27 protein-coding genes are annotated in these 26,553 nt (G+C 67.5%); 10 read left to right on the forward strand and 17 right to left on the reverse strand.

Features of this window, described 5'->3' with window-relative positions; translation table 11 throughout:
* The first annotated feature begins 334 nt into the window (after positions 1 to 334).
* Together IBX22_RS31360 and IBX22_RS31365 are read left to right on the forward strand one after the other, a co-directional pair.
* Positions 335 to 1,318, forward strand: coding sequence for a cytochrome c oxidase subunit II (locus IBX22_RS31360; RefSeq protein WP_228539916.1), 984 nt, complete (start codon positions 335 to 337; stop codon positions 1,316 to 1,318).
* Between the two features lie 13 nt (positions 1,319 to 1,331).
* The gene (locus IBX22_RS31365) at positions 1,332 to 1,748 is read left to right on the forward strand and encodes a cytochrome c oxidase subunit 4 (RefSeq protein ID WP_194819363.1); all 417 of its coding nucleotides are present in this window, start codon (positions 1,332 to 1,334) and stop codon (positions 1,746 to 1,748) included.
* 1 nt (position 1,749) lies between these two features.
* Here IBX22_RS31365 and IBX22_RS31370 read toward each other — a convergent pair whose 3' ends face one another.
* From IBX22_RS31370 to IBX22_RS31385, 4 genes are all read right to left on the reverse strand, one after another.
* A complete protein-coding gene (locus IBX22_RS31370; RefSeq protein WP_194819364.1) occupies positions 1,750 to 2,529 on the reverse strand; it encodes an SDR family NAD(P)-dependent oxidoreductase in 780 nt (259 codons plus the stop codon).
* 135 nt (positions 2,530 to 2,664) lie between these two features.
* Positions 2,665 to 3,942: an FAD-binding oxidoreductase gene (locus IBX22_RS31375; protein WP_194819365.1), complete on the reverse strand. Its 1,278-nt coding sequence runs from the start codon at positions 3,940 to 3,942 to the stop codon at positions 2,665 to 2,667.
* A 428-nt stretch (positions 3,943 to 4,370) separates the two neighbouring features.
* Complete coding sequence (locus IBX22_RS31380) at positions 4,371 to 5,765, reverse strand: AarF/ABC1/UbiB kinase family protein (protein ID WP_194819366.1); 1,395 nt, start codon at positions 5,763 to 5,765, stop codon at positions 4,371 to 4,373.
* 165 nt (positions 5,766 to 5,930) lie between these two features.
* Positions 5,931 to 6,701, reverse strand: a complete 771-nt coding sequence (locus IBX22_RS31385; protein WP_194819367.1) for a sporulation protein — start codon at positions 6,699 to 6,701, stop codon at positions 5,931 to 5,933.
* A 199-nt stretch (positions 6,702 to 6,900) separates the two neighbouring features.
* On the opposite strand from IBX22_RS31385, the gene IBX22_RS31390 reads away from it, so the two are divergent.
* Positions 6,901 to 7,593: a DUF4189 domain-containing protein gene (locus IBX22_RS31390; protein ID WP_194819368.1), complete on the forward strand. Its 693-nt coding sequence runs from the start codon at positions 6,901 to 6,903 to the stop codon at positions 7,591 to 7,593.
* Between the two features lie 71 nt (positions 7,594 to 7,664).
* Here IBX22_RS31390 and IBX22_RS31395 read toward each other — a convergent pair whose 3' ends face one another.
* From IBX22_RS31395 to IBX22_RS31445, 11 genes are all read right to left on the reverse strand, one after another.
* On the reverse strand, positions 7,665 to 8,390 hold the full coding sequence (locus IBX22_RS31395; protein ID WP_194819369.1) for a 1-acyl-sn-glycerol-3-phosphate acyltransferase: 726 nt from the start codon (positions 8,388 to 8,390) through the stop codon (positions 7,665 to 7,667).
* A gap of 222 nt (positions 8,391 to 8,612) precedes the next feature.
* Positions 8,613 to 9,752, reverse strand: a complete 1,140-nt coding sequence (locus IBX22_RS31400) for a Fic family protein (RefSeq protein ID WP_194819370.1) — start codon at positions 9,750 to 9,752, stop codon at positions 8,613 to 8,615.
* A 56-nt stretch (positions 9,753 to 9,808) separates the two neighbouring features.
* On the reverse strand, positions 9,809 to 10,810 hold the full coding sequence (locus IBX22_RS31405; protein WP_194819371.1) for an ROK family protein: 1,002 nt from the start codon (positions 10,808 to 10,810) through the stop codon (positions 9,809 to 9,811).
* Complete coding sequence (locus IBX22_RS31410) at positions 10,807 to 11,262, reverse strand: hypothetical protein (protein WP_228539789.1); 456 nt, start codon at positions 11,260 to 11,262, stop codon at positions 10,807 to 10,809. Before IBX22_RS31410 ends, IBX22_RS31405 begins: the two co-directional genes overlap by 4 nt.
* On the reverse strand, positions 11,259 to 12,500 hold the full coding sequence (locus IBX22_RS31415) for an ArsA family ATPase (RefSeq protein ID WP_309234859.1): 1,242 nt from the start codon (positions 12,498 to 12,500) through the stop codon (positions 11,259 to 11,261). The genes IBX22_RS31410 and IBX22_RS31415 overlap by 4 nt, the downstream gene beginning before the upstream one ends.
* Positions 12,501 to 12,505: 5 nt before the next feature.
* Positions 12,506 to 12,943, reverse strand: coding sequence for an SRPBCC family protein (locus IBX22_RS31420; protein WP_194819372.1), 438 nt, complete (start codon positions 12,941 to 12,943; stop codon positions 12,506 to 12,508).
* On the reverse strand, positions 12,943 to 13,320 hold the full coding sequence (locus IBX22_RS31425; RefSeq protein WP_194819373.1) for a polyketide cyclase / dehydrase and lipid transport: 378 nt from the start codon (positions 13,318 to 13,320) through the stop codon (positions 12,943 to 12,945). Before IBX22_RS31425 ends, IBX22_RS31420 begins: the two co-directional genes overlap by 1 nt.
* 34 nt (positions 13,321 to 13,354) lie before the next feature.
* Positions 13,355 to 14,482 carry a glycosyltransferase family 4 protein gene (locus IBX22_RS31430; RefSeq protein ID WP_194819374.1) on the reverse strand — a complete coding sequence of 376 codons (1,128 nt, stop codon included), beginning with the start codon at positions 14,480 to 14,482 and terminating at the stop codon, positions 13,355 to 13,357.
* Between the two features lie 177 nt (positions 14,483 to 14,659).
* Entirely contained in the window at positions 14,660 to 15,652 is a 993-nt protein-coding gene (locus tag IBX22_RS31435; protein ID WP_194819375.1) for a hypothetical protein, read from the reverse strand.
* A 6-nt stretch (positions 15,653 to 15,658) separates the two neighbouring features.
* Entirely contained in the window at positions 15,659 to 16,717 is a 1,059-nt protein-coding gene (locus tag IBX22_RS31440) for an NlpC/P60 family protein (RefSeq protein ID WP_309234860.1), read from the reverse strand.
* 241 nt (positions 16,718 to 16,958) lie between these two features.
* Positions 16,959 to 17,537 (reverse strand): C40 family peptidase, encoded by a 579-nt coding sequence (locus tag IBX22_RS31445; RefSeq protein ID WP_194819377.1) that lies wholly within the window; start codon positions 17,535 to 17,537, stop codon positions 16,959 to 16,961.
* A gap of 632 nt (positions 17,538 to 18,169) precedes the next feature.
* On the opposite strand from IBX22_RS31445, the gene IBX22_RS31450 reads away from it, so the two are divergent.
* Genes IBX22_RS31450 through IBX22_RS31460 form a run of 3 tightly spaced genes read left to right on the forward strand, consistent with a single transcriptional unit; the run spans position 18,170 to position 20,471 of the window.
* The gene (locus IBX22_RS31450) at positions 18,170 to 19,948 is read left to right on the forward strand and encodes a DEDD exonuclease domain-containing protein (protein WP_309234861.1); all 1,779 of its coding nucleotides are present in this window, start codon (positions 18,170 to 18,172) and stop codon (positions 19,946 to 19,948) included.
* A 5-nt stretch (positions 19,949 to 19,953) separates the two neighbouring features.
* Entirely contained in the window at positions 19,954 to 20,229 is a 276-nt protein-coding gene (locus IBX22_RS31455) for an Lrp/AsnC family transcriptional regulator (protein WP_194819378.1), read from the forward strand.
* Positions 20,226 to 20,471: a hypothetical protein gene (locus tag IBX22_RS31460; protein WP_228539792.1), complete on the forward strand. Its 246-nt coding sequence runs from the start codon at positions 20,226 to 20,228 to the stop codon at positions 20,469 to 20,471. Before IBX22_RS31455 ends, IBX22_RS31460 begins: the two co-directional genes overlap by 4 nt.
* Before the next feature lies 1 nt (position 20,472).
* Here the strand turns inward: IBX22_RS31460 and trpD are convergent, their stop codons facing one another.
* Together trpD and IBX22_RS31470 are read right to left on the reverse strand one after the other, a co-directional pair.
* The gene (trpD, locus tag IBX22_RS31465) at positions 20,473 to 21,528 is read right to left on the reverse strand and encodes an anthranilate phosphoribosyltransferase (protein ID WP_194819379.1); all 1,056 of its coding nucleotides are present in this window, start codon (positions 21,526 to 21,528) and stop codon (positions 20,473 to 20,475) included.
* A gap of 64 nt (positions 21,529 to 21,592) precedes the next feature.
* On the reverse strand, positions 21,593 to 22,015 hold the full coding sequence (locus IBX22_RS31470; protein WP_194819380.1) for a hypothetical protein: 423 nt from the start codon (positions 22,013 to 22,015) through the stop codon (positions 21,593 to 21,595).
* A 191-nt stretch (positions 22,016 to 22,206) separates the two neighbouring features.
* On the opposite strand from IBX22_RS31470, the gene IBX22_RS31475 reads away from it, so the two are divergent.
* Genes IBX22_RS31475 through IBX22_RS31490 form a run of 4 tightly spaced genes read left to right on the forward strand, consistent with a single transcriptional unit; the run spans position 22,207 to position 26,552 of the window.
* Complete coding sequence (locus tag IBX22_RS31475) at positions 22,207 to 22,818, forward strand: heme-copper oxidase subunit III (protein WP_194819381.1); 612 nt, start codon at positions 22,207 to 22,209, stop codon at positions 22,816 to 22,818.
* Between the two features lie 55 nt (positions 22,819 to 22,873).
* Positions 22,874 to 23,740: a c-type cytochrome gene (locus tag IBX22_RS31480; RefSeq protein WP_194819382.1), complete on the forward strand. Its 867-nt coding sequence runs from the start codon at positions 22,874 to 22,876 to the stop codon at positions 23,738 to 23,740.
* 20 nt (positions 23,741 to 23,760) lie between these two features.
* A complete protein-coding gene (locus IBX22_RS31485; RefSeq protein WP_194819383.1) occupies positions 23,761 to 24,936 on the forward strand; it encodes a ubiquinol-cytochrome c reductase iron-sulfur subunit in 1,176 nt (391 codons plus the stop codon).
* Positions 24,933 to 26,552 carry a ubiquinol-cytochrome c reductase cytochrome b subunit gene (locus tag IBX22_RS31490; protein ID WP_194819384.1) on the forward strand — a complete coding sequence of 540 codons (1,620 nt, stop codon included), beginning with the start codon at positions 24,933 to 24,935 and terminating at the stop codon, positions 26,550 to 26,552. Before IBX22_RS31485 ends, IBX22_RS31490 begins: the two co-directional genes overlap by 4 nt.
* The last annotated feature ends 1 nt before the right edge of the window (position 26,553 follow it).

A 26,553-nucleotide genomic window follows, 5' to 3' on the forward strand; every position in this document is an offset into this window, starting at 1 on the left:
CGGTGCGGCGCTACCGGTTCAGTATCGGCGGAGTGTCGAACGCGACCCGACGCAAAACTGTGCGCCGGTTTGGTCTACGCTGCGTAGTACTCAGGTCCTTCTCAGCTGGCGTGTGCTCGACAGTGCATGTCCGCACGGAGGCCCTGAAACGTGCTTAGGAAGTGCCGCCGGGAGATCGCACCCCGTCGGCGCAGATGTCGGAATGTGTGGCGACCAGGAAGGCGTGAGCGTGGCGCACAAGGCGAGCGAAGAGATCGGGGCCGGACCCGCGGAGGGTCGGCGGGGCCGCGTCCTTCGACGGGCCGGGCTGGCGGTGTCCCTCGGGATCACCGCGATGCTCGTCTCGGGCTGCTCGATCGACAATGTTTGGCTGCGGTTCGGCTGGCCTTCGGGTGTCACGCCGCAGGCCACCCGGATGCGGGAGCTGTGGACCTGGTCGGTCCTGGCCGCGCTCGCGATGGGTGTGCTGGTGTGGGGCCTGACCTTCTGGACGGTCGCCTTCCACCGTAAGAAGAAGGACTCCCCGGAGTTCCCGCGCCAGACCGGCTACAACGTGCCGCTGGAGCTCACCTACACGGCGATCCCGTTCGTCATCATCGCGGTGCTGTTCTACTTCACCGTCGTGGTGCAGAACTACGTGCACGAGAAGGTGGCCGATCCCGACGTCACCATCGATGTGACGGCGTTCCAGTGGAACTGGAAGTTCGGCTACCGCGAGGTGGACTTCAAGGACGGCTTCAAGTACGACGGCGTCGACACCGCGAGCCAGGCCAGGGCGCAGGAACAGCTCGAGGGCTACAAAGAGCTGAAGAACGACAAGGGTCACCCGCAGCCGGGCCCGGTGCACGGCAAGCCGGCCAACGACATCCTGTCCTACCTGCACTACAACAAGATCGAGACGATCGGTAACTCGCAGGAGATCCCGGTCCTGGTGCTGCCGACCAATCGGGTCATCGAGTTCGAGCTCGCCGCCATGGACGTCATCCACGCCTTCTGGGTGCCGGAGTTCCTGTTCAAGCGCGACGTGATCCCGAACCCGAAGGAAAACCAGTCGGACAACGTCTTCCAGATCTCCAAGATCGAGAAGGAAGGCGCCTTCGTCGGCCGCTGTGCGGAAATGTGCGGCACCTTCCACTCGATGATGAACTTCGAGGTCCGCGCGGTCTCGCCGGAGAAGTTCGTCAAGTACATGGAGGGGCGCCAGGCGGGCATGACCAACGCCCAGGCGCTGGAGTCCATCGGCGAGTCGCCGGTCGCGACGTCCACGCAGCCGTTCAATACTGACCGCACGGTCAAGAGCGCCTCCGAAGCCAAGTGAGGATTGAGCTGACATGAAGATCGAAGCGCGCATTTTCGAACTCCTCACGATTTTCTTCGTGATCACCGGTGTGATCTACGGGTTCTTCACCGCGCAGTCCCGCACCGGCATCGAGTGGGCGGGCACCACCGCGATCGTGCTGACCGCGGGTCTGTCGTTGATCATCGGCACCTACTTCCGGTTCGTGGCCCGTCGTCTGGACCTGCGTCCCGAGGACTACGAGGACGCCGAGATCGTCGACGGCGCGGGCGATCTGGGCTTCTTCTCGCCCGGCAGCTTCTGGCCCATCTCGCTGGCCGCCGCCGGTTCGACCGCGGCCCTGGGCCTGGCGTTCTGGCAGTACTGGCTGATCGCGATCGGTGTGGTGGCCGTGCTGGTCGCCGCGGCGGGCCTGGTGTTCGAGTACTACCTCGGCCCGGAAAAGCACTGAGCTAGACGCTCTTGGAGGCACCCCATCGGGATTCCGGTGGGGTGCTTCGCTTTATCCGGCCGCGCAAGGTCCGGGCCAATCGGGGTTCGATACGGTCCGGGTGGGCGCGGATGGCGGTTTCGATGGACCGGGCTGCTTCGGCGGCCGGGCTCTGGACGGTGCTGACCTGAATGCCGTGCGGGGCGAGTTCGGTGTCGGTGCATTCACCGAAGGTGGTCCAGGCGGCCTGGGCGGCGGCGTAGGAGGCCAAATGCGGTGTCGCGGCGCTCCCGGGGCCCACGTTGATTACCTGCCCGGAGCCGGACTGCAACATGGCCGGTAAGAGGCCGAGGGTCAGGCGCAGGGGGCCGAAGTAGTTGGCGGCCATCATGCGCTGATAGTCACGGAACCGATTGCTGGACTGGGCGAGCGGCCTGCGCGGCGGGCGGCCGGCATTGTTGACCAGCACGTCGATGGTCCGGAACTCGGTGAGCACCCACCGCACGAGCTGGTCGACGTCCCCGAGTGCGGAGAGGTCACATCGGTACCAGCGGGCGAACCCGCCGGTACCGATGATCTCACTGCACACGGAGACGAGCTGATCCCCGTGCGGGGCGACCAGCACCAGGTGCGCGCCGCGAGCAGCGAGCCGGGCCGCGGTGGCCCGCCCGACCTCCGAACACGCGTCGGTGATCAGGATCCGCAGGCCCGCAAGGGAATCGGCGGGACACTCTTGGTCGCGGTCGGACCTGCGGAGTAGCTCAAGGAACGACGGAACCGGGGCGGGGCGGAATTCGAGCATCGGAGCAGCAACCTTCGCATCAGGTGGAACGCTGATCTAACGCATCGACACCCCGCCGACGGTGCCGAAGTTTGCTCGCGACCATCAGGGGCGGTGGAGCAACCCCTCGGCGACTAATCGCGGCGTGAGTGGAGTCTAATCCGCCGACTCGTATCGCAGGGCGTGTTCGGAGGTGCAGATCTCATCGATTCCGGAGACGATGTCGCGCAACAACTCCGATGGCAGCGCCGAGGGGCGCAACCGGCAGGTGAAGGTGATCAGCGCGTGGTCGTCGGTGGGCAGGTTCCGCGTCGCGGCCTGGGCCTGCAGGTATTTCGAACGCACCCCGTAGGTCATGGCCGAGATGACGGTGAAGCAGCCGGTGCGTTCGCGGTGCCCGGCGAACAGGTCGTGCAGCCGGTAGAACACCGAGGTGTAGTTGGCCAGCGGCGCGAAAATCCCGACGCGGTAGGCGGGTCCGCGCTCGGAGGAACTGATGACGGTGTCCGCCAGATACTCCGCGTCGCGCAGGGTCAGCACCTTCGGGGCGAACATGAGCGCGCCCGCCGCGGCGTTGCGCACCGGCATACCGGCCTTGCCGCTGGCGGCAGAAGCGATGGCGCCCAACGACTTCCGGGTGCGGGTGCCGACCTCGCGGCGAGCACGCAGCGACCGGGTCGGAGTGGTGGGGTAGAGGCTGGACCACTGGCCGAAGCGCACGGTACCCAGCTGCACCTGGCCGGTGCCCACCGGCCGCGAAACCTTCAGCGGCGCGGTGTCGACCCAGCGGCCCACCTGCAAGGCGGCGTTGCCGGGCTTGATGATCTCGGCGTAGGCGTGCTCGATGAAGGAATCGAAATCGAGGAACCGGCCGGCGTCGGTGGTGAGCCAGGTGTGGTCCTTGTCGATATCGACGGCATCCAGGGTGAGCGCGGTGATGATGCCCGCACGCCCGCCCGCACCGAGGATCCGATGGAAACGCTCGGTGTGATGAGTGCGCCCGCAGGTGCCGATGCGCCCGTCCGGATCGACGTACTCCAGATCCACGATCTGGTCGATGAACAGGCCGTACTTGTGCGAGGCGCTGCTCACGCCGCCGACCGAGGCGAAACCGCCCGCGGTGATGTCGCGGTGGTCGCCGACGATCGGCAGGCCCAGCCCGTGTGCCCCGAGGCGGCGATCGATATCGGAGAGTTTGGCTCCGGCTTGGACCCGCACGGTGCGTCTGCCCAGGTTGATGTCGAGGACCGAGTTCATCCGGCGCAGGGAGACAACGGTTCTTTGGTCGGGTAAGGAGAGGCCGTCGTCGAGTTGTTCGCCGCCGCGCACCATGAGTTGCTCGGCGCGATCTCGTGAATCCCGCACCGTGCGAACCACATCCGCGGTGTCGCGAGGTAGAAATTCGGCGGCGGAAACAAGACGCGGCGTGCTCATGGATCGAAAGCTAACCATAGGGGGGTCGTCAGCGCGACACCTCGCTTCGCTCGGCTTTCGCGCTGCCGACCTGAGTGGGGTTGGCACCGGGGGCGCTTCGCTTCCCCGGTGCCGCACTGCTTCGGGCTTGCCTTCGCTTCGCTCGGCGTTCACCCTGCGTAATGCATTGGATGGATTGCGATGGGGGACGGCTGTGCTTAGGACGGTGAGGGATTCAGAATGGTGGGGGGACTCAGAAAATGGTGCGGGGATTTGGGAGGGTGCTGGGGATTTGCGCGGATAAGGGGCTGGGGCTTTTCATCCTGTCGGTGACAGACCTGGCCCCTTAGCGCACGTCCCGTGTGACATCACCAATGTCATGGTCCACTTGCCGCTGAAAGATCCGCCGCTCAGCTCACGTCCCGTGTGACGTCACCGACGTCGTGGTCCTAGTCGAGGGTGTCGACGATTTCGGGGAACCAGCGGGTGAATTCGGCGCGGAGGGGGAGTTCGGCGCGGAGTTGGCCTAGGACGCCTAGGCCGGCTAGGGCGGTGCGGGCGACGGGGGTGTGTTGGGAGGGCATGGTTAGTTGGCGGATTACGTTGGTGACGCGGAGGTCGGTGACGGCGCGGAGGTGGGTGCGGAGCCAGTTGGGGGTTAGGGCGATGGTGGGGGCGGTGACGGCGTCGCGGATGGGGGTTAGGCGGGCGATGACGGTTTCGATGTCGAGGTCGCGGCCGGGTTCGATGTAGCCGTGGCGGCGGATTGCGGACTCTAATTCGGCCGGGGTGCAGGAGAATAGGGCGGGGGCGAAGTCTTTGGCCATGTCCAGGTAGCCGTGGGGCCAGGGGGCGCAGGCGCCGAAGTCGACTACGCCTAGGCGGCCGTCGGGCATGACGCGGAAGTTGCCGGGGTGGGGGTCGCCGTAGAGGAGGCCGGCGCGGGCTGGGCCGGATAGGAGGAAACGTAGGATCAGTAGGCCGATGCGGTTGCGTTCGGGACGGAGGGGGCCGTCGGGCCTCGAGCCGAGGGCGATGAGGCGGGATAGGGAGATGCCGTCCAGCCATTCGGTGATCAGGACGTCGCCGTATTGGGCGATGACCTGGGGGACAACGAAATCCGGGTCGTCGGCGTAGGCGGCGGCGAAGGCTCGTTGGTGGGTTGCTTCCAGGGAGTAGTCGAGTTCCTCGCGGATGTAGGAGCACAGGGCTTCGATGACGGCCTTGGTGTCGGCGCCGGGGAGCAGCGCCGAGAAGAGCGGGCCGATGCGGCGTAGGGATTGCAGGTCGTCGTAGATCGCTTGGCGGGCGCCGGGGTACATGACCTTGACCGCGACCGGTCGTCCGTCGTGCCAGACCGCGCGATGTACTTGGCCCACCGAAGCGGCCGCGGGTCGCCGGTCGTCGAATTCCTGGAACCTGGAGCGCCAGCCGGCTCCGATATGTGTCGCGAGCACACCGTGCACCGTCGCCGGGAGCATCGCCGGGGCCGAATCCTGTAGTCGGCCCAGTGCTTCCCGATACGGCGCGGCTACCTCGTCGGGCAGTACGAACTCGTACACCGCGAGCAGCTGGCCGAGTTTGGCGATGCATCCCTTCAACTCGCCGAGCACCTCGAACATGTGCTGGGCGGTGCGCAACCGGATCTCGCGATCGACCTCGTCGACCGATCGGCCCATTGCCCGTTTGCCGACCCCGGCCATCCGCCGGCCCGCGAACGCCACCGGCACCCCCGCCAGCTTCGCGCTGCGCACCAGCTTGCCCGCCGGTGGGACCCCGCCCCCGTCTGCCGGGGTCCGCTTGGGCAGCTGCACTATTCGACCACCGGTGTCGCGGCGGACCATGCTCACCTCACTCGCACGCCGGCGCCGAAGCCACCCCTACCGTGAATTCCGCCCGGCGTTCGGTCCACGCTATCAACCCACCCCTCCGTCACCCCGGCGGACGCCGGGGCCCACGCGATGGATCCCGGCGTTCGCCGGGATGACGGGGAGGGCGTCGCCGCGCTATCAGCGGCGTGCGGCCAGCCCAGCGAGCCGGTGGTGCAGTTCGGCGGCCCAATCCCGTTGACCCAGCGTGGCGTAATCGACCCAGAGCGCGTCGAGTACGTCGCGGCTCTCCGACCACAGGCCGCCGCGCTTGTCCGCCTCGAGCACCACGCTCATGCCCTGATCGTTCGGCATGAAGGTGACCTCGAGCTGGGTGAGCTGCGGATACCGGGGCGAGCCGGCGAATTCGATCTCCTGATAGAACGGCAGGGTCTGGGTGCTGTTGCGGATGCGCCCGTATTCCACGTCGGCGCTGCGCAATCCGAAGCCCAGGCGTTCGACGGCCTCCAGCAGCACATGCTGGGCGGGCAGGGCGCCGATTCCGATCGGGTCGGTGTCGGTGGCGTCGACCGCGCCGTGCACGTCGACGATGGTGCGCAGGGCCACCCAGGTACCAGGCAGCACGCGCCCGTTGTAGAAGGTGATCGGGGTTTCCATCGGTGCCCGGGCGCCGAAACGGAACTCGGCGAACGCGCCTGCCTCCAGCCGGAACGGACCCTGCACCCAGGTGCGCCCGAATCCCATGTCCCGCACGCCCTCATGGTCGTCGCGCTCGTGCTCCACCCGGGTCACGAACTCCACCTCGACCTCGGCGATGTCCTGGGCGATCTTGCCGCCCCGCAACCGGATCACACCTTCGGCGACGCCGCCGGGCTGCACACCGGGGGTGAACAGTTCGGTCTCGACCTCGGCGCCGCCGACTCCCGCCGCGGCCAGCAATTTCTTGAACATGATCAAATCCTCGCCGCCACACCATAAAACCGGCTTACCGTTCGCTTGGCATGTGACAGAGGTCATTTGCGGTCCCGAAGGGCGTGCACCGCGGCGGGGTTGCGCTGGATACTGGTGATACGTCGCGCGCTCGCCAGTCGATATAGCGACAGATAGTGTAGTGCCGCTCTTGATGTCGAAAAACGAACCGGGGACCGCAATGTCATACCCGCACGGGCAGTATCCCGGCGAGCAACCGGGTCAGCCCTACCAGCCGACCCAGCCCTACCAGGGTGATCCGTACCAGTCGGGTCCGCAGTACCAGCAGCACGGCCAGTACCCGCCGGGGCCGCCCTACCAGCCGCCGCCGTACGGCCCGGGCGGGCCCTCGGGTGGCGGTGGCGGCGGCAAGATGGCCGCGATCATCGTGGCGATCCTGATCGGTGTGGTCGCCATCGTCGGCGTGGTCGGCGTGCTGGTGATCCGCAGCAACAAGGACGATCCCGACACCGTCGCGGCGACAACCACCTCGACGTCCTCCTCGTCGAGCAGCGCCGCGTCGACGTCGGAGACCACGACCACGGAGTCGCCGACGCCGACCACCTCGGCGAAGCCCGTCACCTGGATCGCGGCGACCTACAAGGAGGACACCAACCAGGTCGTCTGGGTGCGCTCCACCATCAGCCAGGACTCCGCCACCAATCAGGTGCAGACCGACTGTGGTGGGGGATGCCCGAATCCGATCTGGTCCCGCAACGGCTGCATCGCGCTGGCGTTCGGGCAGAACGGTGGCTGGGGTTCGGACTGGGGCTCCACTACCGAGGAAGCCGAGTCCAAGGCGATCAAGACCGCGACCGGTGTGTACAACGTGTCCGGGCCGTTCGAGCTCTGGTCGAAGTGCGCTTTCGAGTAGTGCGCGCAGGATGACGCGAAAGGCCCCGAATCCGTTGGGATTCGGGGCCTTTCGTTTGCTGTGCGGTGCGGCTAGCTGGCTGCGGTGTCCGGGATGCGCGCGGCGTCGGGGCGGGAGCCGCTCGGCACGCCCTTCTTCAGGCTGTGCGCGTAGACGTCCACGTACTCCTGGCCGGTGAGCTGCATGAGCTCGTACATGACCTCGTCGGTGACGGCGCGCTCGACGAAGCGGTTGCCGCCCATGCCCTCGTAGCGGGAGAAGTCGATCGGCTTGCCGAACTTGACGGTGACCTTCGCGAAGCGCCAGCGGAAGGGTCCGGGCGGGCTGACCTTGTCGGTGCCGATGACAGCGACCGGGATGACCGGGACGCCGGTGTCGAGCGCGAGGCGGGCCAGGCCGGTCTTGCCCTTGTACAGGCGGCCGTCGGGGGAGCGGGTGCCCTCCGGGTACAGGCCGACGAGACGGCCCTCGGCGAGCAGCTTCTTGGCGGTGTTGAGCGCGTCCTCGGCGGCGTCGGCGCCGGTGCGGTCGATCGGGTACTGACCGGCGCCGGAGAAGAACCACTTCTGCAGGCGGCCCTTGAGGCCGGGGGTGGTGAAGTATTCGGCCTTGGCCAGGTAGGTGATCCGCCGCGGGCTCATCAGCGGGCCGAACAGCCAGTCCGCGAAGGAGAGGTGGTTGCCCGCCATGATCGCCGGACCGTCCGCCGGAATGTGTTCGACTCCCTCGACCGTGGGTTTATTGAAGACATGCATGAAAGGTCCAGGAAACACGAACTTCAGCAGCCAGTAGAGCATGACGTCCTTCCCCCACGGGCGGGATAACTTGCGGGCACCTGCGTCAGGTGCCGACTTTACCGCTGGTCGCAGATCACATCCAAGCGCAGCGAGGTATCTCACCACATTCGTAGGAGTGGTTGTGAACAGGGGATTACTCTGCTGGGTCGACGGGAGTTCAATCGAACATATGTTCCCATTCGACGCGGAGGGGAATGCCGTGCTGGCCGGGGCTCGAGGCGACTACAACCCGGCGTAAGGGTCGTCGAGGGCAGTCGGGGTGCTTGCAGCGTCGAGTGCCGCTTCCGGAAAAGCGGGCCCGGGCTTGTAGAAACGGGCACGGGTCCGTCCGACCGGCTCGAGTACCTCCAGTGCGACCAGGTCACGTAGATCCCGTTGTGCCTGTTGGACACTGAGTCCCTCGGCTTGTTCGTAGCGCGTACGGCGGACCCTTCCGGACATGGCGGCATCATGCAACGCGCTGACGACTCGGTCATCCAATCGGATTCCCGCGACATATTTGGCCAGCCTCGCCCATACGGTGCCGGACCGCACCCAACGGGCATGGACGGTTTGGGCTTGCTGGTGGTAAGCCGTCAAGCTGAAGCGAAGCCATTCGGACACGTCTTGATCCGGCCGGTAGGTGCTACCTCGCCGCCCTAGCACCTGGTAGTACTCCCAGGTGTTTCCCGGGCGGCCGAGCCATGCTTCGACAGACGAGAACTCGGGCGCCAGCACGCCTTCCCTGGCGATCACCAATGTTTGCAGTGATCGTGACATGCGGCCGTTGCCGTCCGCCCACGGGTGGATCGACACGAGATGCAGGTGTGCCATCGCGGCACGGACAAGCGGGTGCTGCCCATCGTCGGTGTTCAGCCAATCCACGAGCTCTTCCATCAGTGTCGACACTTGATCGGCGTCCGGGGCTGTGTAGGCGGCGATACTGGGGTCGCGGGCATCGGTCACATAAACCGGGCCGCGGCGCCACTGCCCCGCTGGGCGACGTTCGGTGTGCCGATGTCCTTGAAGCAGCCAATGCAGTGCATTGAGGAAGCCCTTGCTGTACGTGAAATCGTCTACGTCGTGCAGGGTTTGGATGTAGGTCATCGTTCGCTCGTAGGCGAGTGTCTCGGCCTTGTTCTCCTCTGAAACCTCGACATCCCGTTCGCCTGCGATCAGATCTTCTACGTCGATGGTGGAGACTTTGAAGCCTTCGATGGAGTTCGACGCGGCGACTGCGTCCGCAGTCAGGAACTTGCGGAGCCCGCCTGTCCATTTGCCGGGTTTGGCCTGGAGCTCATGGCGCAATTCCGCGCGCATCCGATCCACATCGGCGAGGACGCGGGCATCGGCGGCGGTCAGTTCGGGCGTCGGAAACAACACAGGGCCAATAATATGATGACGTAATCATTACGTCAAAGAGGCTCGCCCATCTGTTGTCAGCTGACGCGGGAAGGGCGGTGGTTGGTGTCGACCAAGACCGCTCGGGCCAGTTCGGCGGCGCCGATCATGCCGGCCGCCTCACCCAGTTGGGTGGTGCGGATGCGGGCCAGGGGGCGATGGCCCGCGCCGGTGACGGCGCGGGCGTACTCCTCTCGGGCGTCGTCCAGGAAGAGGGCGGAGGAGCTGCTTACGCCGCCCGCGATCACTACCAGGTCCGGGTCGAAGATGTCGCTGACGAAGGCCAGGCCGAGGCCGAGCCAGCGGGCGAAGTCGGCCATCGCGGCGACGGCGATCGGGTCGCCGTCCTGGGCGGCGCCGGCGACGCGGCGGCCGGTGAGGGAGCCGGGGTCGCGGTAGACCTCGCGGGCCAGGACGGTGGAGCTGACCGGGTCGGTGGCCAGCAGTTCGATCGCGGTGTCGGCCAAGGCCGTTCCGCTGCAATACCTTTCCCAGCAGCCGTGCTTGCCGCACGGGCAGGCCCGGCCCTGGGGAACCACCTGCAGATGACCGAGTTCCGGTGCGACGCCGTGCGTTCCGCGATACAGCTTGCCCTCGATCAGCAGCGCCGCGCCGATCCCGGTGCCGATGGCGACGAGCACCACATTGTGGCCGCCCGCGGCCGCGCCGAAGCGGTACTCGGCCCAGGCGGCGGCGTTGGCGTCGTGCTCCAGGATGACCGGCAACTCCAGGCGTTCGGTCAGCCGCTTCGCGACGGGGGTGTCCTGCCACGGCAGGTGCGGCGCGAAGCGGACGGTGGTGCGGTCGCTGGTGATGAACCCGGCCACCGCGAGACCGACCGCGCCGATCTGATGGCGCTCGCACAGCTCGCGGACCGAACGGGCCAGCGCGTCCTCCAGGGCGCGCGCCGAATGCGGCGTCGGCGCCACGACGGTGTCGAGCACCTGACCTTCCGCGTCGACCACGGAGGCGCGAATGTTGGTGCCGCCGACGTCGATTCCGACGGTCAGGGGGTGGGCACCGGCGATCTGGCGGGTCATGCCTTGAACGTCACGGGGATTTTGATGTACCGGGAACGTTTGCGACCGGCACGCGGATCCGCCTCGGCGGACGGGGGTGGGCTCGCCTCCTCGGCAGCCGAATCGTCTTGCGGAGGAGCGTCTTCCGGCTGGGTCTCCTCGGGATCGGGCAGCACCGGCTCCACCGGGATCCCGGCCAGCGCCTCGCGCAGCACGGTCACGATCGAGGTGCCGTGCTCGGCGATCGCGGCGACCACGTCGTGGTGTTCCCCGCGCACCAGCGCCGCCGCCGCGCACACCGGGCACCAGCTGCAACTGGACCATTGCGCCTGCCCGTCGGTGGCGGTGCGGCGCAGCACCGGCTCGACCCGCTCCAGCACGGCTTCGGCCAGCAACTTCAATTCCTCGGCGAATTCCCCGAATCCGTCGGCGTGCGCGTCGTGCGCGGCGCCCGGCTCCTGCTTCTCGGTCATCGCGGCCAGAGCTCCGGGTCCGGGACGAAACGCAGCACCAGGTGACTTCCGTCGAGTTCGGCGCCGTCGACTGTGCACCGCCGCAACACCGGCGCCAGGCGCACCCGGCGCCGGACCCCGTCCGCTCCCACGATCACATCGTCCTCCACTCGTCCCAGTTGCAGCGTCGCCGGATCGACGACGGGCAGGTGCATCCGCAACGTGTAGACCGAATGCAGACCGGTGCCCGACTCCCATCGAACCACCGGTTCACCGGAACTTGTGCGAACCTCCGCCGGATTGTCGCCCAACGGAGGTCTCGAGTCCACCACAGCGGCGAGCATCGACAGCGCGGTGAGACCCACCGGTTGGGGCCCGCTGTGCTGGGCGATCAGCACTGGGAGGTCGCCGTCGAGGCGCTGGTGCAGCTGCTCGATGACCTGGAGCTGCTCGGCGCGGCGGGTCAGGTACCAGTCGATCGCCGGATGCGCGGAGTCCGCGGCCGGGACCGCGGGGAGAACTTTGTTGACCAGCACCGCGTCCAGGCGCAAACCGAGCAGGGCGGCCGCGGAACGGACCCGTTCGGTCTCGGCGATCGCGACGCGTTCGGGGACGGTCACCAGTTTCGCGCCGGTGCGGGCGTGGTCGGCCAGCAGGTCACGCACCTCGGTGACGGCGGCGACGATTTTGTTCACGGTCGCGGCGAGTACCGCGCGCCGCAGGTCGATACCGCCGGCGCTCATGGCCCGCGCGTGCGGCGGCCAGACCCGCTCCAGATAGCCGAGCAGGGTGTCGGGCGCGGTGACGATGCGCAGCATGTCCGCCGAGGGCGGGCAGTCCACGACCAGCACATCCCAGTCGTCCTCGTCGGCGAACTGGGCCAGCTCCACCAGCATCAGCAGTTCCTGCACGCCCGGCAGTCCGGTCAGCTCGGCCGGATCCAGTGCGGCCAGATCGATGCCGTGCTGGTGGTTGCCGCCGGTGGACAGCATCCGCAGTACATCGCGGAACCGATCCTCCAGCAGCGCAAGGGAATCGACCTCGATGGCGTCGAGGTTCGGTGCGACCCGGGCGATTCCGGTGACGGTGCCCGGGTCGTGCGGGAAACGCACCCCGAGCGCGTCCCCGAGCGAATGCGCCTGATCCAGCGACGCGATCAGCACCCGCTGTCCGGCCCGCGCGTACGACATCGCGGTAGCGCACGCCAGTGTCGTCTTACCGACCCCGCCCTTGCCGACGAACAGCTCCACCCGGGTCACGGCGGTCAGCCTTCCACCCGTTTCTTCAATTCCTTGAGCGCGGTATCGGTGATCACCTTCTCGGCCTTGCGCTTGAACATGCCGATCATCGGGATGTTCAGGTCGACGGTGAGCTGGTAGATCACCTCGGTGCCGCCGTCGGGGGTATCGCGGAGTTCGTAGGTGCCGTCCTGTGCCTTCTGCAGGTCACCGCTGATCAGCTGCCAGCTGACCGCGCGGTCGTCGGAGCGCCAGTTGTAGGTCAGCACGTAGGTGTCCTTGACGACACCGGCGTCGAGCACGAAACGGGCGGTGCGAGCGCGGCCGTCGGGCCCCTTCTCCAGCACCTCCACCGATTTCGCCGCCGACACCCACTCGGGATAGGACTCCAGATCGGCGATAACAGCCATCACCCGCTGCGCGGGCGCCTCGATGAGGATGGACCTCTCTGTCCGGTCGGCCATCAGCAGGCCGGGGCCACGCCCGCGGGGCGCCCCGCCTCCAGCCGCGCTTTGATCTCGAACGCCATCTCCCGGCCTGCCACCCGGCGGGCCCGGTTGGCGGCGAGGAGCCGCTTGGCGGGGATCGCGTCCCGCGGTTCGGCGTGCAGGAAGTAATGCAGGATCACGCCGTCGAGCATGTCCTGCAGCCACACCTCCATGGTGCCCTCCAGCGCGCCGCTCACGGTCCAGCGAATGCCTTTGTCGCCCCGGTCTTCCCGCACCTCGAGGCTGAGATCCGGCCACCACTTGCGCCAGTTCGTCGGCCCGCCGAGGATCTCGGCGACCGCGGCGCCCGAAGCGGCGACGAATGTCTGATCCGCGACCTGAATACTGCTCACAAAAGAAGAGTAGTGGATTAGGACACAGCCCGGTTCAGTGCAGTAGGTGCTTCAGCCGGTCGCCCAGGCTGTCCCAGCGCCACTGCTGTTCCACCCAGGCCCGGCCCTCGGCGCCCATCCGGACCGCCGCGTCCCGGTCGGCGAGGATGCCGATGATGGCTTTGGCGATGGAGTCGGTCTTGCGGCCGTCGACGACGCGGCCGGTCTTGCCCTCGATCACGGTCTCCGGCGCGCCGCCGGAATTGCCCGCCACCACCGGGACTCCGGAGGCGGAGGCCTCCAGGAAGACGATGCCGAGCCCCTCCACGTCCAGGCCCGCGCCGCGCGTGCGGCAGGGCATGGCGAAGACGTCGGCGAGGGTGTGGTGCGCGGCGAGCTCGTCGGAGGCGACACGGCCGGTGAACACCACGTCCTCCGCCACCCCGAGCGCGGACGCGAGGCCACGCAGCTTGTCCTCGTAGGGTCCGCCGCCGGCGATCACCAAGACTGCGCCGTCGACCTTTTCGCGGATCTCGCGCATGGCCACGATCAGCGCGTCCTGGCCTTTGCGCGGCACCAGCCGCGACAGGCACAGGATCGTCGGCCGGTCACCGAGCCCATAACGCTCGCGCAGTTCCGCGCGCGCGGCCGGATCCGGCCGGAAGACCTCGGTGTCGACACCGGGCGGCAGATACTCCAGCGCGGCGTTCGGGCCGAACGCCGACGCGAAACGCTGGCGGGTGTAGCGGCTGACGTAGGTGACCACGTCGGTGTGCTCGCCGATGGTCCGCAGCGACTGCCGCGCGCCCGGCAGCATCGACCAGCCGACCTCGTGCCCGTGCGTGCTCGCCAGGATCCGTTCCGCGCCCGCGCGGCGCAGCATCGGCGACAGCATCGCCAGCGGCGCGGCCGCGCCGAACCAGACGGTGTCGCACTTCTCGCTGCGCAACAGGCGCGCGGCGCGGCGCAACACCAGCGGGGTCGGCAGCATCAGCGTGGTGGGATGGCGGACCACCTGGAACTTCTGTTTGGCGTCGAACTTCAGATGGCTGTCGCCTTTCCAGCGCGGGGCGTAGACGACCAGGTCATCGGGCGGCAACTGACCGGCCAGCGCCTGCAGATACGACTGGATACCGCCCGGCCGAGGCGGGAAATCATTGGTAACCAGCAGAGTTCGGGCCATGAATGACAACCTACTGCGTCCGATCCGCACGCCGCCGCCCGCCACTGATCGAATCGTGGGCCCTCGCTACGGGTCTTCATGATCATCAGGCACTGGTGGCGGCATCGGTCGAGTAGCCGCGCCGCCAGCGCCTGTTGATCTTGGAGGGCAGCGGGTCAGGATTGAGGGCTGACTGGTCTAGGGGGTTTTCGTCTCGAGCCAGGTGCGCCAGGCGGTGGTGAAGTCCGCGCGGCTGGAGCCTAGGACTTCGCGCAGGAGGGCGTCCTCGGTGGCGGCGACTTGCTTGCTCGCCGCGAGGCCGCGGTAGAGCTCGACGAGCCGGGGTTCGTCATAGGTTTCGGCGACGAAAGCGCAGGCAGACCAAGCCGCTTCGTAGGCCGCGGCAGCGTCCGGGCCGGTGAAAGCGCTGTCGGCGGGCAGGTCGGTGGGCGCCGCACCGGTGCGCAGACGGGTGCTCAGGGTCGGGGCGATGTCGGCGAAGTGGTGGTTCTGCGCGCGGTGCGCGGCGTATTCGGCGAACCCTTCGAGCATCCATTGCGGTGCGCCGTCGACGGTGTCGCCGCGGGTGGCGATATGGGTGAGTTCGTGGCGCAGCACGGTGCGCAGGCCGTCGGGGGAGAGGCGGCGCCCGGCATCGGGACTGAAAACCACGCGCTGCCCGGTGGGTTGGGTGCCGTGCGTGAACGGGTCGGCGACCGAGGCGGCGGCGACCTCCCGGGAGAGCAGGCTGCCCGAACGCAGCAGCGCGGCGAACTCCGAAGCATTCGAGGCGACGACGACCAGCGCGGACTGTGCCCACCCGGTGCCCCACAGCTCGTTGACCGAAGCGGTGGCCGGCGCGAGTTCGCCAGCCAGGACATCCATTTCGACGCGCTGGCCGGAATGGCCTACGACCAGGGATTCCTGCCCGTCACCGGTCGCGACCCGCACCGCGGTGAGCGGGCCGAACGGCTCCATGATGCCGCGCACGGCTGCCAGCCGCGGATCGTCGGCGGCCACCTGCTGCGCCGAAGCGAGCTGGTCGGCGCGGATTTTCGGCATCGCCCAGTTCGGCGCGACGAGCACCGCACCGCAGGTGCCGGTCAGCATCGTCACCATGCCGACGGTGAGCGCGAACTGACCGCGTCGGCGCGCACCGCACCAGCGCCGAAACCGGCGCAATCCCTGCATAGCGAATTAGTATCGCCGAGCGGAGTGGTAGGGCGTCGAGGAGATGGGTGCGACCGCGACCGGGACGCCGAAGGTGGAGGCGTGCAACATGAGTCCGTTGCCCGCGTAGATGCCCACATGGGAGATCTCGGGATAGAAGAACACCACGTCACCCGGCTGCATATTGTCCTTGGACACCGGCGTGCCGTAGGCGGCCTGCTGCGAACTGGTGCGCGGCACGTTCTTGCCGACCTGCTTGAACGCCCACTGCACCAGGCCCGAGCAGTCGAACTGGTTCGGCCCGGTCGCGCCCCACACATACGGATCGCCGACCCGGGTCAGGCCCGCGGCGAGCGCGCTGGTGCCGCTGCCGGGCACCAGGCCCTTCAGCAGCGTGTCCCGGTCGAATCCGGGCGGGAACGGCGAACCCGCCCAGGCGGCTTTGTCTTTGGTGGACAGCGCGGTCCACGCCTCCACGACCTGGGCGGTGGCGGTGCCGAGTTCGTTCTGCTTGCTCTGCAGATCGGCGCGCACCTTGTCGGACTTCGCGGCGGCGTCGTGCGCGGCGTCGGAGGCGGCGCGGGCGGCGGACTCGGCGGCCGAGGCGGCGTCGGTGGCCTTCTTGAACTGCTTGAGCTGATCGGTGGTCTGCGCGGTCATCACGTCCAGCACCGACATCTGGTCGAGCAGCTGCTGCGGCGAGTCACTGGTCAGTACCGCGAACATGCGATTGGTCTTCGCGCCCTGATAGGTCGCGATCGCGGTGCGGTCGATGACCGGCTGGAATTTACGGACCTCGTCGCGAGCGGCGTTGAGCGAGCCGCGCTTGGTCGCGAGAGTGGCGTCGGCGTCGCGCTGGAGGGCGAGCTTGGCGTCGAGATCGGACTGCGCGTTGAGCGCTTCCTCGTTGAGCTTCTCGGACTCACGGGATAGCTCGATCATCTTCTGCACCGCTTCACCGGCGGTGGCGGGCATCGCTACCGGGTCGGCGCCGGCCGGTCCGATGCAGACGGTCGCGGCCAGGATTCCCGCCGCAAGTACCCCTCCCACAACACGATTGGTGCGAAGTGTTCTGTGTGCGGCCACGGCCTGCCTTGCCCCGTTCTCTGTCATTGAGCGATGCGTTGCAGTTGTCCCGAGCGGCGCGGTCGAGGTTTGACAACGGCGCAACCCGGGTAGGTCTCGATTAGGTTACGGAACGGCGTAGGTCTGTGTCCAGTAGGGAACGAACTGGTCACACCCCGGCTGGGTATGTTGCCGATGCCGCCGGATCGCGCGTGGCGACCCGACGGCATCAAAGCGCTTGGAGCCCAGCCGAGTTCGGCGTTCAGTAGCGGCGCGCGCCCGCGAACGGCATCTCGGACATCGAGGCGACCTTCACCGGGACACCGGAGGTGGAAGCGTGGATGACCTGGCCGTCGCCCGCGTACAGGCCGGAGTGGCCGCCGCCGTAGAACGACACCACGTCGCCGGGCTGCAGCGCGTCGGCCGAGACCGGGGTGCCCGCGGACAGCTGGGCGCCGCTGGTGCGGGGGAGCTCCATGCCGGCCTGACGGTAGGCCCACTGGACCAGACCCGAGCAGTCGAAGGCGTTCGGGCCGGCGGCGCCGTAGACGTACGGGGCGCCGACCTTGGATTGGGCCGCCTCCAGGGCGATTTCGCCGGCGGTCTTCACCGGGGCGGGCGGAACGAACGGGCCGGGGGCCGGATTGGGCACCTCGATGCCCGGAATGCCCGCCGGGATCGGGATCTCGTTGGGCACCTCGAAGGTACCCACACCGGGGATGGTCACCGGCTGTGCCGACGCGGGGGCCGCGGGCAGGAGGATCGCGCCGATGGTGGCAGCGCCGACGGCGCCGACGGCAACGGCACGCCGCGCCCCTCGCTTGACGGAGTTAGTCGCCATGATGCGGTTTCTTCCAATCTGCCCCACGACGCTGCACCCGGTCTGGTGCGGCGGACTGCGTGCCGTCCGCACCGTCTCCGTGAACGGGTCTGGTGCGGCGGACTCCGTGAGGTCTCGAAAAGGTTACGAACACATCACGGGGCTTTGTAAAGCCGTACCGGTCGGAATTGGGGGTGCACCACCAATTTGCGCATGCATATCTGCGAGATATCTCACACGGATCACGAAACAATAAAGACCGACCGTTATCAGGGATTTCTCAGATGGTCACCCGGCGCGTCGCAGGCCCTGTACCGGCTACGATAGGGAGCCGATATGGGCATGTTCGCCCAGGTAGTCGAGATGCTGAAGATCGTCGGCGAGGCCCTGGATCGGTCGAGTGTCCAAAACTCGGGTGACACGCCGGGTTGCTACCGCGGCAGAGTCGGACACGCCCGGGCCGTTTATTTAGACCAGTGTTGAATGTGACCTGCATCACATTTTGGTTAACTAGATCGAATTGCGGGGATCGAAACGAAAACCTCGCGCGGAATTCGACAGTTTCTTCGTGAGTTTTGTTGTCGGCTCAACCTGTTGTCCTGGGCTTTCTCGCGCTGGCCAACTTGTCGGTGCCTGCCTCTACGCTGCACGCCGTGCCCGACCCGCGCGCCGCAAAGCAGCTGGCCTTCGATGAGCTCGATACCCCGCTGTACGACACAACTTTCGTCATCGTGGACCTGGAAACGACTGGGACCAGCCCGGATGGCGACGCGATCACCGAGATCGGCGCGGTGAAGGTGCGCGGCGGCGAGGTGCTCGGCGAGTTCGCCACCCTGGTCAACCCGGGCCGCGAGATCCCGCCGCAGGTCGTGCACATCACCGGAATCACGCACGCCATGGTTTACGACGCGCCGCGAATCGAGCTGGTGCTGCCCGGGTTTCTCGAATTCGCCAAGGGCGCGGTGCTGGTCGCGCACAACGCGCGCTTCGACACCGCGTTCCTGAAGGCCGCCGCGGCGCGCTGTGACACCGCCTGGCCGAATCCGCCCGTGCTGTGCACGGTGAAGCTGGCACGCCGGGTACTGACGCGCGACGAAGCGCCTTCGGTACGGCTCGGGGTGCTGGCGCACGTCCTCGGTGCGAGCACCCAGCCGACGCACCGCGCCCTCGACGACGCCCGCGCCACCGTCGACGTGCTGCACGCGCTCATCGCCCGGGTGGGCAACCAAGGGGTGCACAGTCTTACCGAGCTGCTGGACTACCTCCCCAATGTGACGACCGGCCAGCGCGCCAAGCGGGTGCTCGCCACCGATCTGCCCGCCAGTCCCGGGGTGTACCTGTTCCGCGGGCCCTCAGACGAAGTCCTCTATATAGGCACCGCGGTGAATCTGCGCCGCCGTGTCCGGAATTACTTCACCGGCTCGGAAACTCGCGGGCGGATGAAGGAAATGGTCTCGCTGGCAACGCGCGTCGACCACGTGGTGTGCGCGCACGCGCTGGAAGCCGGTGTACGGGAACTGCGCCTGCTCGTCGCGCACGCGCCGCCGTACAACCGGCGCTCGAAATTTCCCAAGAAGGCGTGGTGGCTGACGCTGACCGACGAGCCTTTCCCGCGCTTCGCGGTGGTGCGCACCCCGACTCGAGATGCGCTGGGCCCCTTCAACTCTCGCCTCGACGCCACCGACATCGCGGCGACCGTCGCCGAACACATCGGACTGCGCACCTGCACCACCCGGCTGCCGCGCACCGGCGTCCACGATTGCCCGCCCGCGGTAGTCGGCGGCTGCCCCGCGGCTCGTCTCTCCGAAATCCCTATGAATACAAAGGAATACGCGCCCATCGCCGCAGCGGTCCGGGACCTTTTCTCCGGCCGCTCCGACACCCCGGTCCGGGCGATCCTCGCCCAGCTCGAAACCCACTCCCGCGCCGAACATTTCGAAGCCGCCGCCCGCCTGCGCGATCGCGCGGTCACCGTTGTGCGGGCTATCGCCCGAACCCAGCGCCTCGCCGCCATCGCCCGCATCCCCGAACTCGTCGCCGCCCACCCCGACGGTGCGGGCGGCTGGGAATTCTCCGTCATCAGATACGGGCGCCTCGCGGGCGCAGGCAATGCCCGGCGCGGCGTCGCACCCATGCCGGTCGTCGAGCACCTCGTAGCCTCCGCTGAAACCGTTCTCCCTGAGGGAATCGCCCCACCCGCTGACCTCGCACCGCCGTCCATCGAGGGCCCACCCTTGCTCGGCGGCTCCCCAGAAGAGATAGGCCTCGTCGTCCGCTGGCTCGCCCGCCCCGGCGTCCGCATCGTGCGCAGCACCGCGGGTTATTGGGAACCGCTTTACGGCGCCGCCCGCTGGCTGACATGGGCCGACCAGGCCGAGGCCGCCGCGCGCACCGAACTCGCGGGAGCGGAGTACCTCGGCCAACTAGGCTGACCACCATGATTAACGCGATCGTGCTCATCCACGCCGAAAACGGCCGCATCCCGGAGACCGCCCAGGCCGTCGCCGACACCGCAGGCGTCACCGAGGTCTACTCCTGCGCCGGCGATGTCGACCTGATCGCGATCGTCCGCGTCCGCGACCACGAAAAGATCGCCGAAGTGGTCACCGCGGGCATCGACAAGGTCCCGGGCGTCCTGCGCACCACCACCCACATCGCCTTCAAGTCCTACTCGAGCGCCGACGTCGAGGCCGGATTCTCACTGGGGGAGTGACCCGCGTGCTGCACGAGCTGTGGGACGAAGGTGCGGGCTGCTGGACCTTCTGTCTTGCGGGCCCACGTGGCGACGCCGCCCGCGCACGACTCGAACCGGGCGCGCGGCTGGTGTGGAAGCTCGAGGCAGCCAGCCACTTCGGGGCGATGACCGAGTACTACCGGTATCAGGGTTGGGGCATCTACACGACGCCCCAACCCGAGTACGACCACAAGACCTACGCCGAACTCGGCTGGGAGTAGGTCAGTTCTCGCCGAGGGTGTTGGTGAGCTTGGCCCAGTTGTCCAGCAGCGCAGCGGATTTGCCGCTGTCGATGGCGGCGGCGGCGCGTTCGATGCCGGCGGCCAAGGCGTCGTGGACGTCGATGTCGGGGTCGCCTTCGCCGCGGGACCAGTCGTAGGCGACGATCGCGGCGGCCGAGTTGACCAGTACCGCGTCGCGGACCGGGCCCGATTCACCGGCGAATACCGCGCGGGCGATGCCCGCGTTGGTGTCGGCGTCGCCGCCGCGCAGGGCGTCGAGGTGGACGCGGGGGATGCCGAGGCGGGTCGGGTCGATGACGGTTTCGCGGAGGCGGCCGCCGGAGACGATCCAGGCGGCGGTGGTGTCGGAGGTGGTGATCTCGTCGAGGCCGTCGTTGCCGCGGACCACCAGGGCACTGGCGCCGCGTTCGGCGAAGACGCCCGCGACCACCGGCACCAGGTCGGTGAAGGCGCAGCCGACCAAGCCCGCGCGGGGCTGGGCCGGATTCGTGAGCGGGCCGAGGATGTTGAAGACGGTGGGGATGCCTATTTCTTTACGGGCCGCGCCCGCGAAGCGCAGCGCCGGATGGAAGACGGGGGCGAAACAGAAGCCGATCCCCGCTTCGCGGACACACTGCGCGACCGCGTCCGGACCGAGATTGAGCTTCACGCCCAGCGCTTCGAGGACGTCGGCGCCGCCACTCTTGGACGAGGCGGCGCGGTTGCCGTGCTTGACCACGGGCACTCCGGCCGAGGCGACCACGATCGAAGACATGGTGGAGATGTTCACCGAGCCGGAACGGTCGCCGCCGGTGCCGACGATGTCGACGGCGTCACCGTCGACGTGCACCAGGCGGGCGTGGGAGAGCATGCCGGCGGCGAGGCCGCCGAGTTCCGCGGGCGTCGGGCCCTTGATCTTCATCGCGACGCCGAACGCGGCGATCTGCGCCGAGGTCGCGTTGTCGGACATGATCTCGTTCATCGCCCAGGTGGTGTCGTCCGCCGCCAGGTCGCCGCCATCGGCGAGAGTCCCCAATACCTGTGGCCAGCTACGCATGTGTCCTTCTCCCTATTACTGGTTCACCACCAGTCTGTCGCGATGCAGCCTATCGGGCCAGACGTTATTCCCCGGGACTCGGTTGCAGAGCGTCCCACCCGTCGGCGAATCCGTCGTGGCGCTGCGCGAGCCCGGCCATCCGGGACCGTTCCTGTGAGCAGTGCAGGGCGTCGAGCACCTGTACTCGTCGCAGGACGAGGGTTTGGAGCTCGTCGGCAGTCGCTTCGGCGGGCTCGGGGGCGTATCCGTCCTGCGCGGCGATCTCGCAGACACGCCCGACCTGCGCAGCGGGAATCCGGAGATGATGGCGGAGCACCGCGGGGGCGTCGGTAACCCATGTGGTCGCGCGCGCGAGTGCCGCCGAACAGGCCTCCGCGTCCTCGAAACTCGCGGCGACCACGACCAGATCCGACCGGTCGGGATCCAGCGGCGCCGGTGCGCCACGCCCGAACAGGCGTCGCAACAAACCCTTCACAGAGACCTCCATCTCAGCAATTCCTCAGCGCCGCCTGCCATGCTAGGCCCGGTCATCCTGCGCAAATACCCACGCGTCCTGCACAAACACAGACACGCCGACGCCGGTGCGAGACCCGCTCTGTCCGTGCGTTTTCCGACACGGCCGGACAAGTTTCGCACCCGGGTACTTGTGTCGTACTACGACGAGTCATACTTACCGGCGTGACGACCGCAGTAGGCACCCCAGGATCGGCCATTACTCAGCGTGTGCATTCGCTGAACCGGCCCAACATGGTCAGCGTCGGTACCATCATCTGGCTGTCGAGCGAGTTGATGTTCTTCGCCGGGCTCTTCGCCATGTATTTCGTCGCGCGCGCACAGGCCCACGGCAACTGGCCGCCGGAACCGACCGAGCTGAACCTCACCCTCGCCGTACCGGTCACGGCCGTGCTCGTCGCCTCCTCGTTCACCTGCCAGATGGGTGTGTTCGCGGCGGAGCGCGGCGATGTGTTCGGACTGCGCCGCTGGTATGTCATCACCCTGGCCATGGGTGCGTTCTTCGTCGGCGGTCAGGCCTACGAGTACTACCACCTGGTCCACGAGGGCACCTCGATCTCCAGCAGCGCCTACGGCTCGGTGTTCTACATGACCACCGGCTTCCACGGCCTGCACGTGATCGGCGGCCTGATCGCGTTCGTGTTCCTGCTGATCCGCACCAAGGTCAGTAAGTTCACGCCCGCGCAGGCGACCGCCGCGATCGTGGTCTCGTACTACTGGCACTTCGTCGACATCGTCTGGATCGGGCTGTTCGCCACGATCTACTTCGTCCGTTAACCGGGCGACACCCAGCTACGTACAAGTCGGTTCCGTCTACTCCAAAGGGACACAGATGAGTTCATCTCCCCCGTCAGCGCCAGAGCCCGCCGCCAGCGTCGGGAATGGCCAGGCCACCAAGGTTCGTAAGCAGCGCCGCCTGCGCAGGCGCATCGCTGGCGGACTCGCGCTGCTGGTTGGTCTCGTCGGAGCCGGTTTCCTGGCCACGGCCCTCACCCCGGAGCCGCAGGTCGCCACGGCCAACCAGGACCAGACCGCGCTGATCCGCGAGGGTAAGCAGCTCTACGACACCTCCTGCATCACCTGCCACGGTGCCAACCTGCAGGGCATCACCGACCGCGGTCCGAGCCTTGTCGGCGTCGGCGACGCGGCGGTGTACTTCCAGGTGTCCACGGGCCGTATGCCGCTGGCCGCCAATCAGGCTCAGGCCGCGCGCAAGCCCGTCAAGTTCGACGCCGCGCAGACCGACGCGCTGATGGCCTACATCCAGGCAAACGGTGGCGGCCCCACCGTCGTGCGTGACGCCAACGGTGAGATCGCGCAGGAATCGCTGCGTGGCGCCGACGTCGCCCGCGGTTCGGAGCTGTTCCGGATGAACTGCGCGTCCTGCCACAACTTCACCGGCCGGGGCGGCGCGCTGTCCTCCGGTAAGTACGCGCCGCCGTTGAACGAGGCGAACGAACAGCAGATCTACGCCGCCATGCTCACCGGCCCGGAGAACATGCCTAAGTTCTCCGACCGGCAGCTGACGCCGGAAGAGAAGCGCGACATCGTCGCCTACGTCCGCAACGCCGACGAGGAATCCGCGCCGGGTGGCTGGGATCTGGGTGGTTTCGGCCCCGCGACCGAGGGTCTGGCCGCCTGGGTGATCGGCATCGTCGCGATCGTCGGTGCCGCGATGTGGATCGGATCAAGGTCATGACGGACAAGGAGCCAAACGACATGGGTCGGCCGGATGAGGGCCAAGACAGCGAGCTGTCGAAAGTGACGCACGAGGTCGACGTCAACCGCGACTACACCGAGGCCGAACTCGACGCGATGTCGCGGGACGAGCTGGTCAAGCTCGGCACCATGCGCGACGGCGTCGACGTCGCCTACCGCCGCGAGCGTTTCCCGATCCCGGGCACCCGGGCCGAGAAGCGCGCCGAGCGTGAGGTGAGCTTCTGGTTCGCCGTGTCCGCGCTGTCCGCGGCCGCCCTGATCGGCGTGTTCCTGTTCTGGCCCTGGGAATTCAAGGGCAAGAACGAGGAGGGCCACCAGGCCTACTCGTTGTTCACCCCGCTGATCGGTCTCACCTTCGGCATCTCCATTCTGGTCGTCGGCGTCGCGGTCGTGCTGATCCGCAAGAAGTTCATCCCGGCCGAACTGTCGATCCAGGATCGCCACGACGGTCCCTCGCCCGAGGTCGAGCGCCGTACCCTGGCCGCTCAGCTCGGCGACGCGCTCGACACCTCCACCCTGGCCCGCCGCAAGATGATCACCCGCACCGCGGGCGCCGGTCTCGGCGTCTTCGGTCTCGGCGCGCTGATGGTGTTCGCCGGTGGCCTGGTCAAGAACCCGTGGGCCAAGGGCGACAAGTCGCCGCTGTGGGTCTCGGGCTGGACCCCGGACCACGAGGGCGAGACCATCTACATCCGCCGCGACACCGGCCGCCCCGACGACATCGTCCTGGTGCGCCCGGAGGATCTGGACGCGGGTTCCATGGAGACGGTGTTCCCGTGGAAGGAGAAGTGGCGTGGTGACGAGCACGCCACCCTGCAGTCGCTGCGCGGTATCCGCAACTCGGTCATGCTGATTCGCCTGCGCACCGCGGACGCGGAGAAGGCGATCAAGCGCAAGGGCCAGGAGAGCTTCAACTACGGCGACTACTTCGCCTACTCGAAGATCTGCACCCACCTCGGCTGCCCCACCTCGCTGTTCGAGCAGCAGACCAACCGGATCCTGTGCCCCTGCCACCAGTCGCAGTTCCTGGCGACCGAATGGGGTAAGCCGGTCTTCGGTCCCGCCGCTCGCGCGCTGCCGCAGCTGCCGATCACCGTCAACTCCGAGGGCTACCTGGTCGCCGCAGGCGACTTCATCGAGCCGCTCGGACCGGCCTTCTGGGAGCGTCGTTCATGAGTCCTGCTGCTGGAGCCCAAGCCAATGCGATGGACGAGCGGTATCGCGCCGCTGCGTTCGCGAAGCGGTCGATCAACAAGGTCTTCCCGACCCACTGGTCGTTCCTGCTCGGTGAGATCGCGCTGTACTGCTTCATCATCCTGCTGCTGTCGGGTGTGTACCTGACCCTGTTCTTCGATCCGTCGATGAGCGAGGTCGTGTACAACGGCGCCTACCAGCCGCTGCGTGGTGTCACCATGTCGCGCGCCTACGAGACCTCGCTGGAGATCTCCTTCGAGGTGCGCGGTGGTCTGTTCGTCCGCCAGGTGCACCACTGGGCCGCACTGCTGTTCGCGGCGTCGATCATCGTGCACCTGTTCCGCATCTTCTTCACCGGCGCGTTCCGCAAGCCGCGTGAGGCGAACTGGGTGATCGGCTCGCTGCTGCTGATCCTGGCGATGTTCGAAGGCTTCTTCGGCTACTCGCTGCCCGACGATCTGCTCTCGGGTACCGGCCTGCGCGCCGCGTTCGGCGGTATCACCATGGGTATCCCGATCGCCGGCACCTGGATGCACTGGCTGATCTTCGGTGGCGACTTCCCCGGCACCATCATCATCCCGCGCCTCTACATCGCGCACGTGCTGCTGCTGCCCGGCATCATCCTCGCGCTGATCGCCGCGCACGTGGCGCTGGTGTGGTACCAGAAGCACACCCAGTTCCCCGGACCGGGCCGCACCGAGAACAACGTGGTCGGCGCCCGCATCATCCCGGTGTTCGCCGCCGACCAGGGCGCGTTCTTCGCCTTCACCCTCGGCATCATCGGCATCATGGGCGGCGTGCTGCAGATCAACCCGATCTGGAACCTGGGTCCGTACAACCCCTCTCAGGTCTCGGCGGGATCGCAGCCCGACTTCTACATGATGTGGACCGACGGCATGGCGCGCTTGATGCCGCCGTGGGAGATCTACATCGGCAACTACACGGTTCCGGCCGTGTTCTGGGTCGCGCTCATCATGGGCTTGGTGTTCACGCTGCTGATCGCCTACCCGTGGATCGAGAAGCGCCTCACCGGCGATGACGCACCGCACAACCTGCTGCAGCGTCCGCGTGACGTGCCGGTGCGGACCGCGATCGGTGCCATGGCGATCGCGTTCTACCTGGTGCTGACCCTGTCCTGCGTCAACGACATCCTGGCGTTGAAGTTCGACATCTCGCTGAACGCGACCACCTGGGCCGGCCGCATCGGCCTGCTGGTGCTGCCGCCGGTGGCGTACTACATCACCTACCGGTTCTGCCTGGGTCTGCAGCGCAGCGACCGCGCGGTGCTCGAGCACGGCATCGAGACCGGCGTGATCAAGCGCCTGCCGCACGGCGAGTACATCGAGGTGCACCAGCCGCTGGGCCCGGTCGACGACCACGGCCACCCGCTCCCGCTGGAGTACCAGGGCGCGCACGTGCCCAAGAAGATGAACAAGCTCGGCCTGGCCGGCAAGCCGGGCACCGGTTCGTTCCTCCGCCCGGATCCCTGGCAGGAGAGCGAAGCCCACTTCGAAGCCGAGGAGGCCGAAGAGCACAAGCAGCTCGCCGCCCTCGCGAAGGCCCAGCAGAAGGCCCTTGAAGACAAGTCCGGCCACTAGG

The organism is Nocardia sp. XZ_19_385, from assembly GCF_015355755.1.
GTDB lineage: Bacteria > Actinomycetota > Actinomycetes > Mycobacteriales > Mycobacteriaceae > Nocardia.

Coding starts and splice junctions, on each gene's coding strand:
- IBX22_RS31360 (WP_228539916.1), top strand. CDS start 335: ATGCTCGTCTCGGGCTGCTCGATCGACAATGTTTGGCTGCGGTTCGGC.
- IBX22_RS31365 (WP_194819363.1), top strand. CDS start 1,332: ATGAAGATCGAAGCGCGCATTTTCGAACTCCTCACGATTTTCTTCGTG.
- IBX22_RS31370 (WP_194819364.1), bottom strand. CDS start 2,529: ATGCTCGAATTCCGCCCCGCCCCGGTTCCGTCGTTCCTTGAGCTACTC.
- IBX22_RS31375 (WP_194819365.1), bottom strand. CDS start 3,942: ATGAGCACGCCGCGTCTTGTTTCCGCCGCCGAATTTCTACCTCGCGAC.
- IBX22_RS31380 (WP_194819366.1), bottom strand. CDS start 5,765: ATGGTCCGCCGCGACACCGGTGGTCGAATAGTGCAGCTGCCCAAGCGG.
- IBX22_RS31385 (WP_194819367.1), bottom strand. CDS start 6,701: ATGTTCAAGAAATTGCTGGCCGCGGCGGGAGTCGGCGGCGCCGAGGTC.
- IBX22_RS31390 (WP_194819368.1), top strand. CDS start 6,901: ATGTCATACCCGCACGGGCAGTATCCCGGCGAGCAACCGGGTCAGCCC.
- IBX22_RS31395 (WP_194819369.1), bottom strand. CDS start 8,390: ATGCTCTACTGGCTGCTGAAGTTCGTGTTTCCTGGACCTTTCATGCAT.
- IBX22_RS31405 (WP_194819371.1), bottom strand. CDS start 10,810: ATGACCCGCCAGATCGCCGGTGCCCACCCCCTGACCGTCGGAATCGAC.
- IBX22_RS31410 (WP_228539789.1), bottom strand. CDS start 11,262: ATGACCGAGAAGCAGGAGCCGGGCGCCGCGCACGACGCGCACGCCGAC.
- IBX22_RS31420 (WP_194819372.1), bottom strand. CDS start 12,943: ATGGCCGACCGGACAGAGAGGTCCATCCTCATCGAGGCGCCCGCGCAG.
- IBX22_RS31430 (WP_194819374.1), bottom strand. CDS start 14,482: ATGGCCCGAACTCTGCTGGTTACCAATGATTTCCCGCCTCGGCCGGGC.
- IBX22_RS31435 (WP_194819375.1), bottom strand. CDS start 15,652: ATGCAGGGATTGCGCCGGTTTCGGCGCTGGTGCGGTGCGCGCCGACGC.
- IBX22_RS31445 (WP_194819377.1), bottom strand. CDS start 17,537: ATGGCGACTAACTCCGTCAAGCGAGGGGCGCGGCGTGCCGTTGCCGTC.
- IBX22_RS31455 (WP_194819378.1), top strand. CDS start 19,954: ATGATTAACGCGATCGTGCTCATCCACGCCGAAAACGGCCGCATCCCG.
- trpD (WP_194819379.1), bottom strand. CDS start 21,528: ATGCGTAGCTGGCCACAGGTATTGGGGACTCTCGCCGATGGCGGCGAC.
- IBX22_RS31470 (WP_194819380.1), bottom strand. CDS start 22,015: ATGGAGGTCTCTGTGAAGGGTTTGTTGCGACGCCTGTTCGGGCGTGGC.
- IBX22_RS31480 (WP_194819382.1), top strand. CDS start 22,874: ATGAGTTCATCTCCCCCGTCAGCGCCAGAGCCCGCCGCCAGCGTCGGG.
- IBX22_RS31485 (WP_194819383.1), top strand. CDS start 23,761: ATGGGTCGGCCGGATGAGGGCCAAGACAGCGAGCTGTCGAAAGTGACG.
- IBX22_RS31490 (WP_194819384.1), top strand. CDS start 24,933: ATGAGTCCTGCTGCTGGAGCCCAAGCCAATGCGATGGACGAGCGGTAT.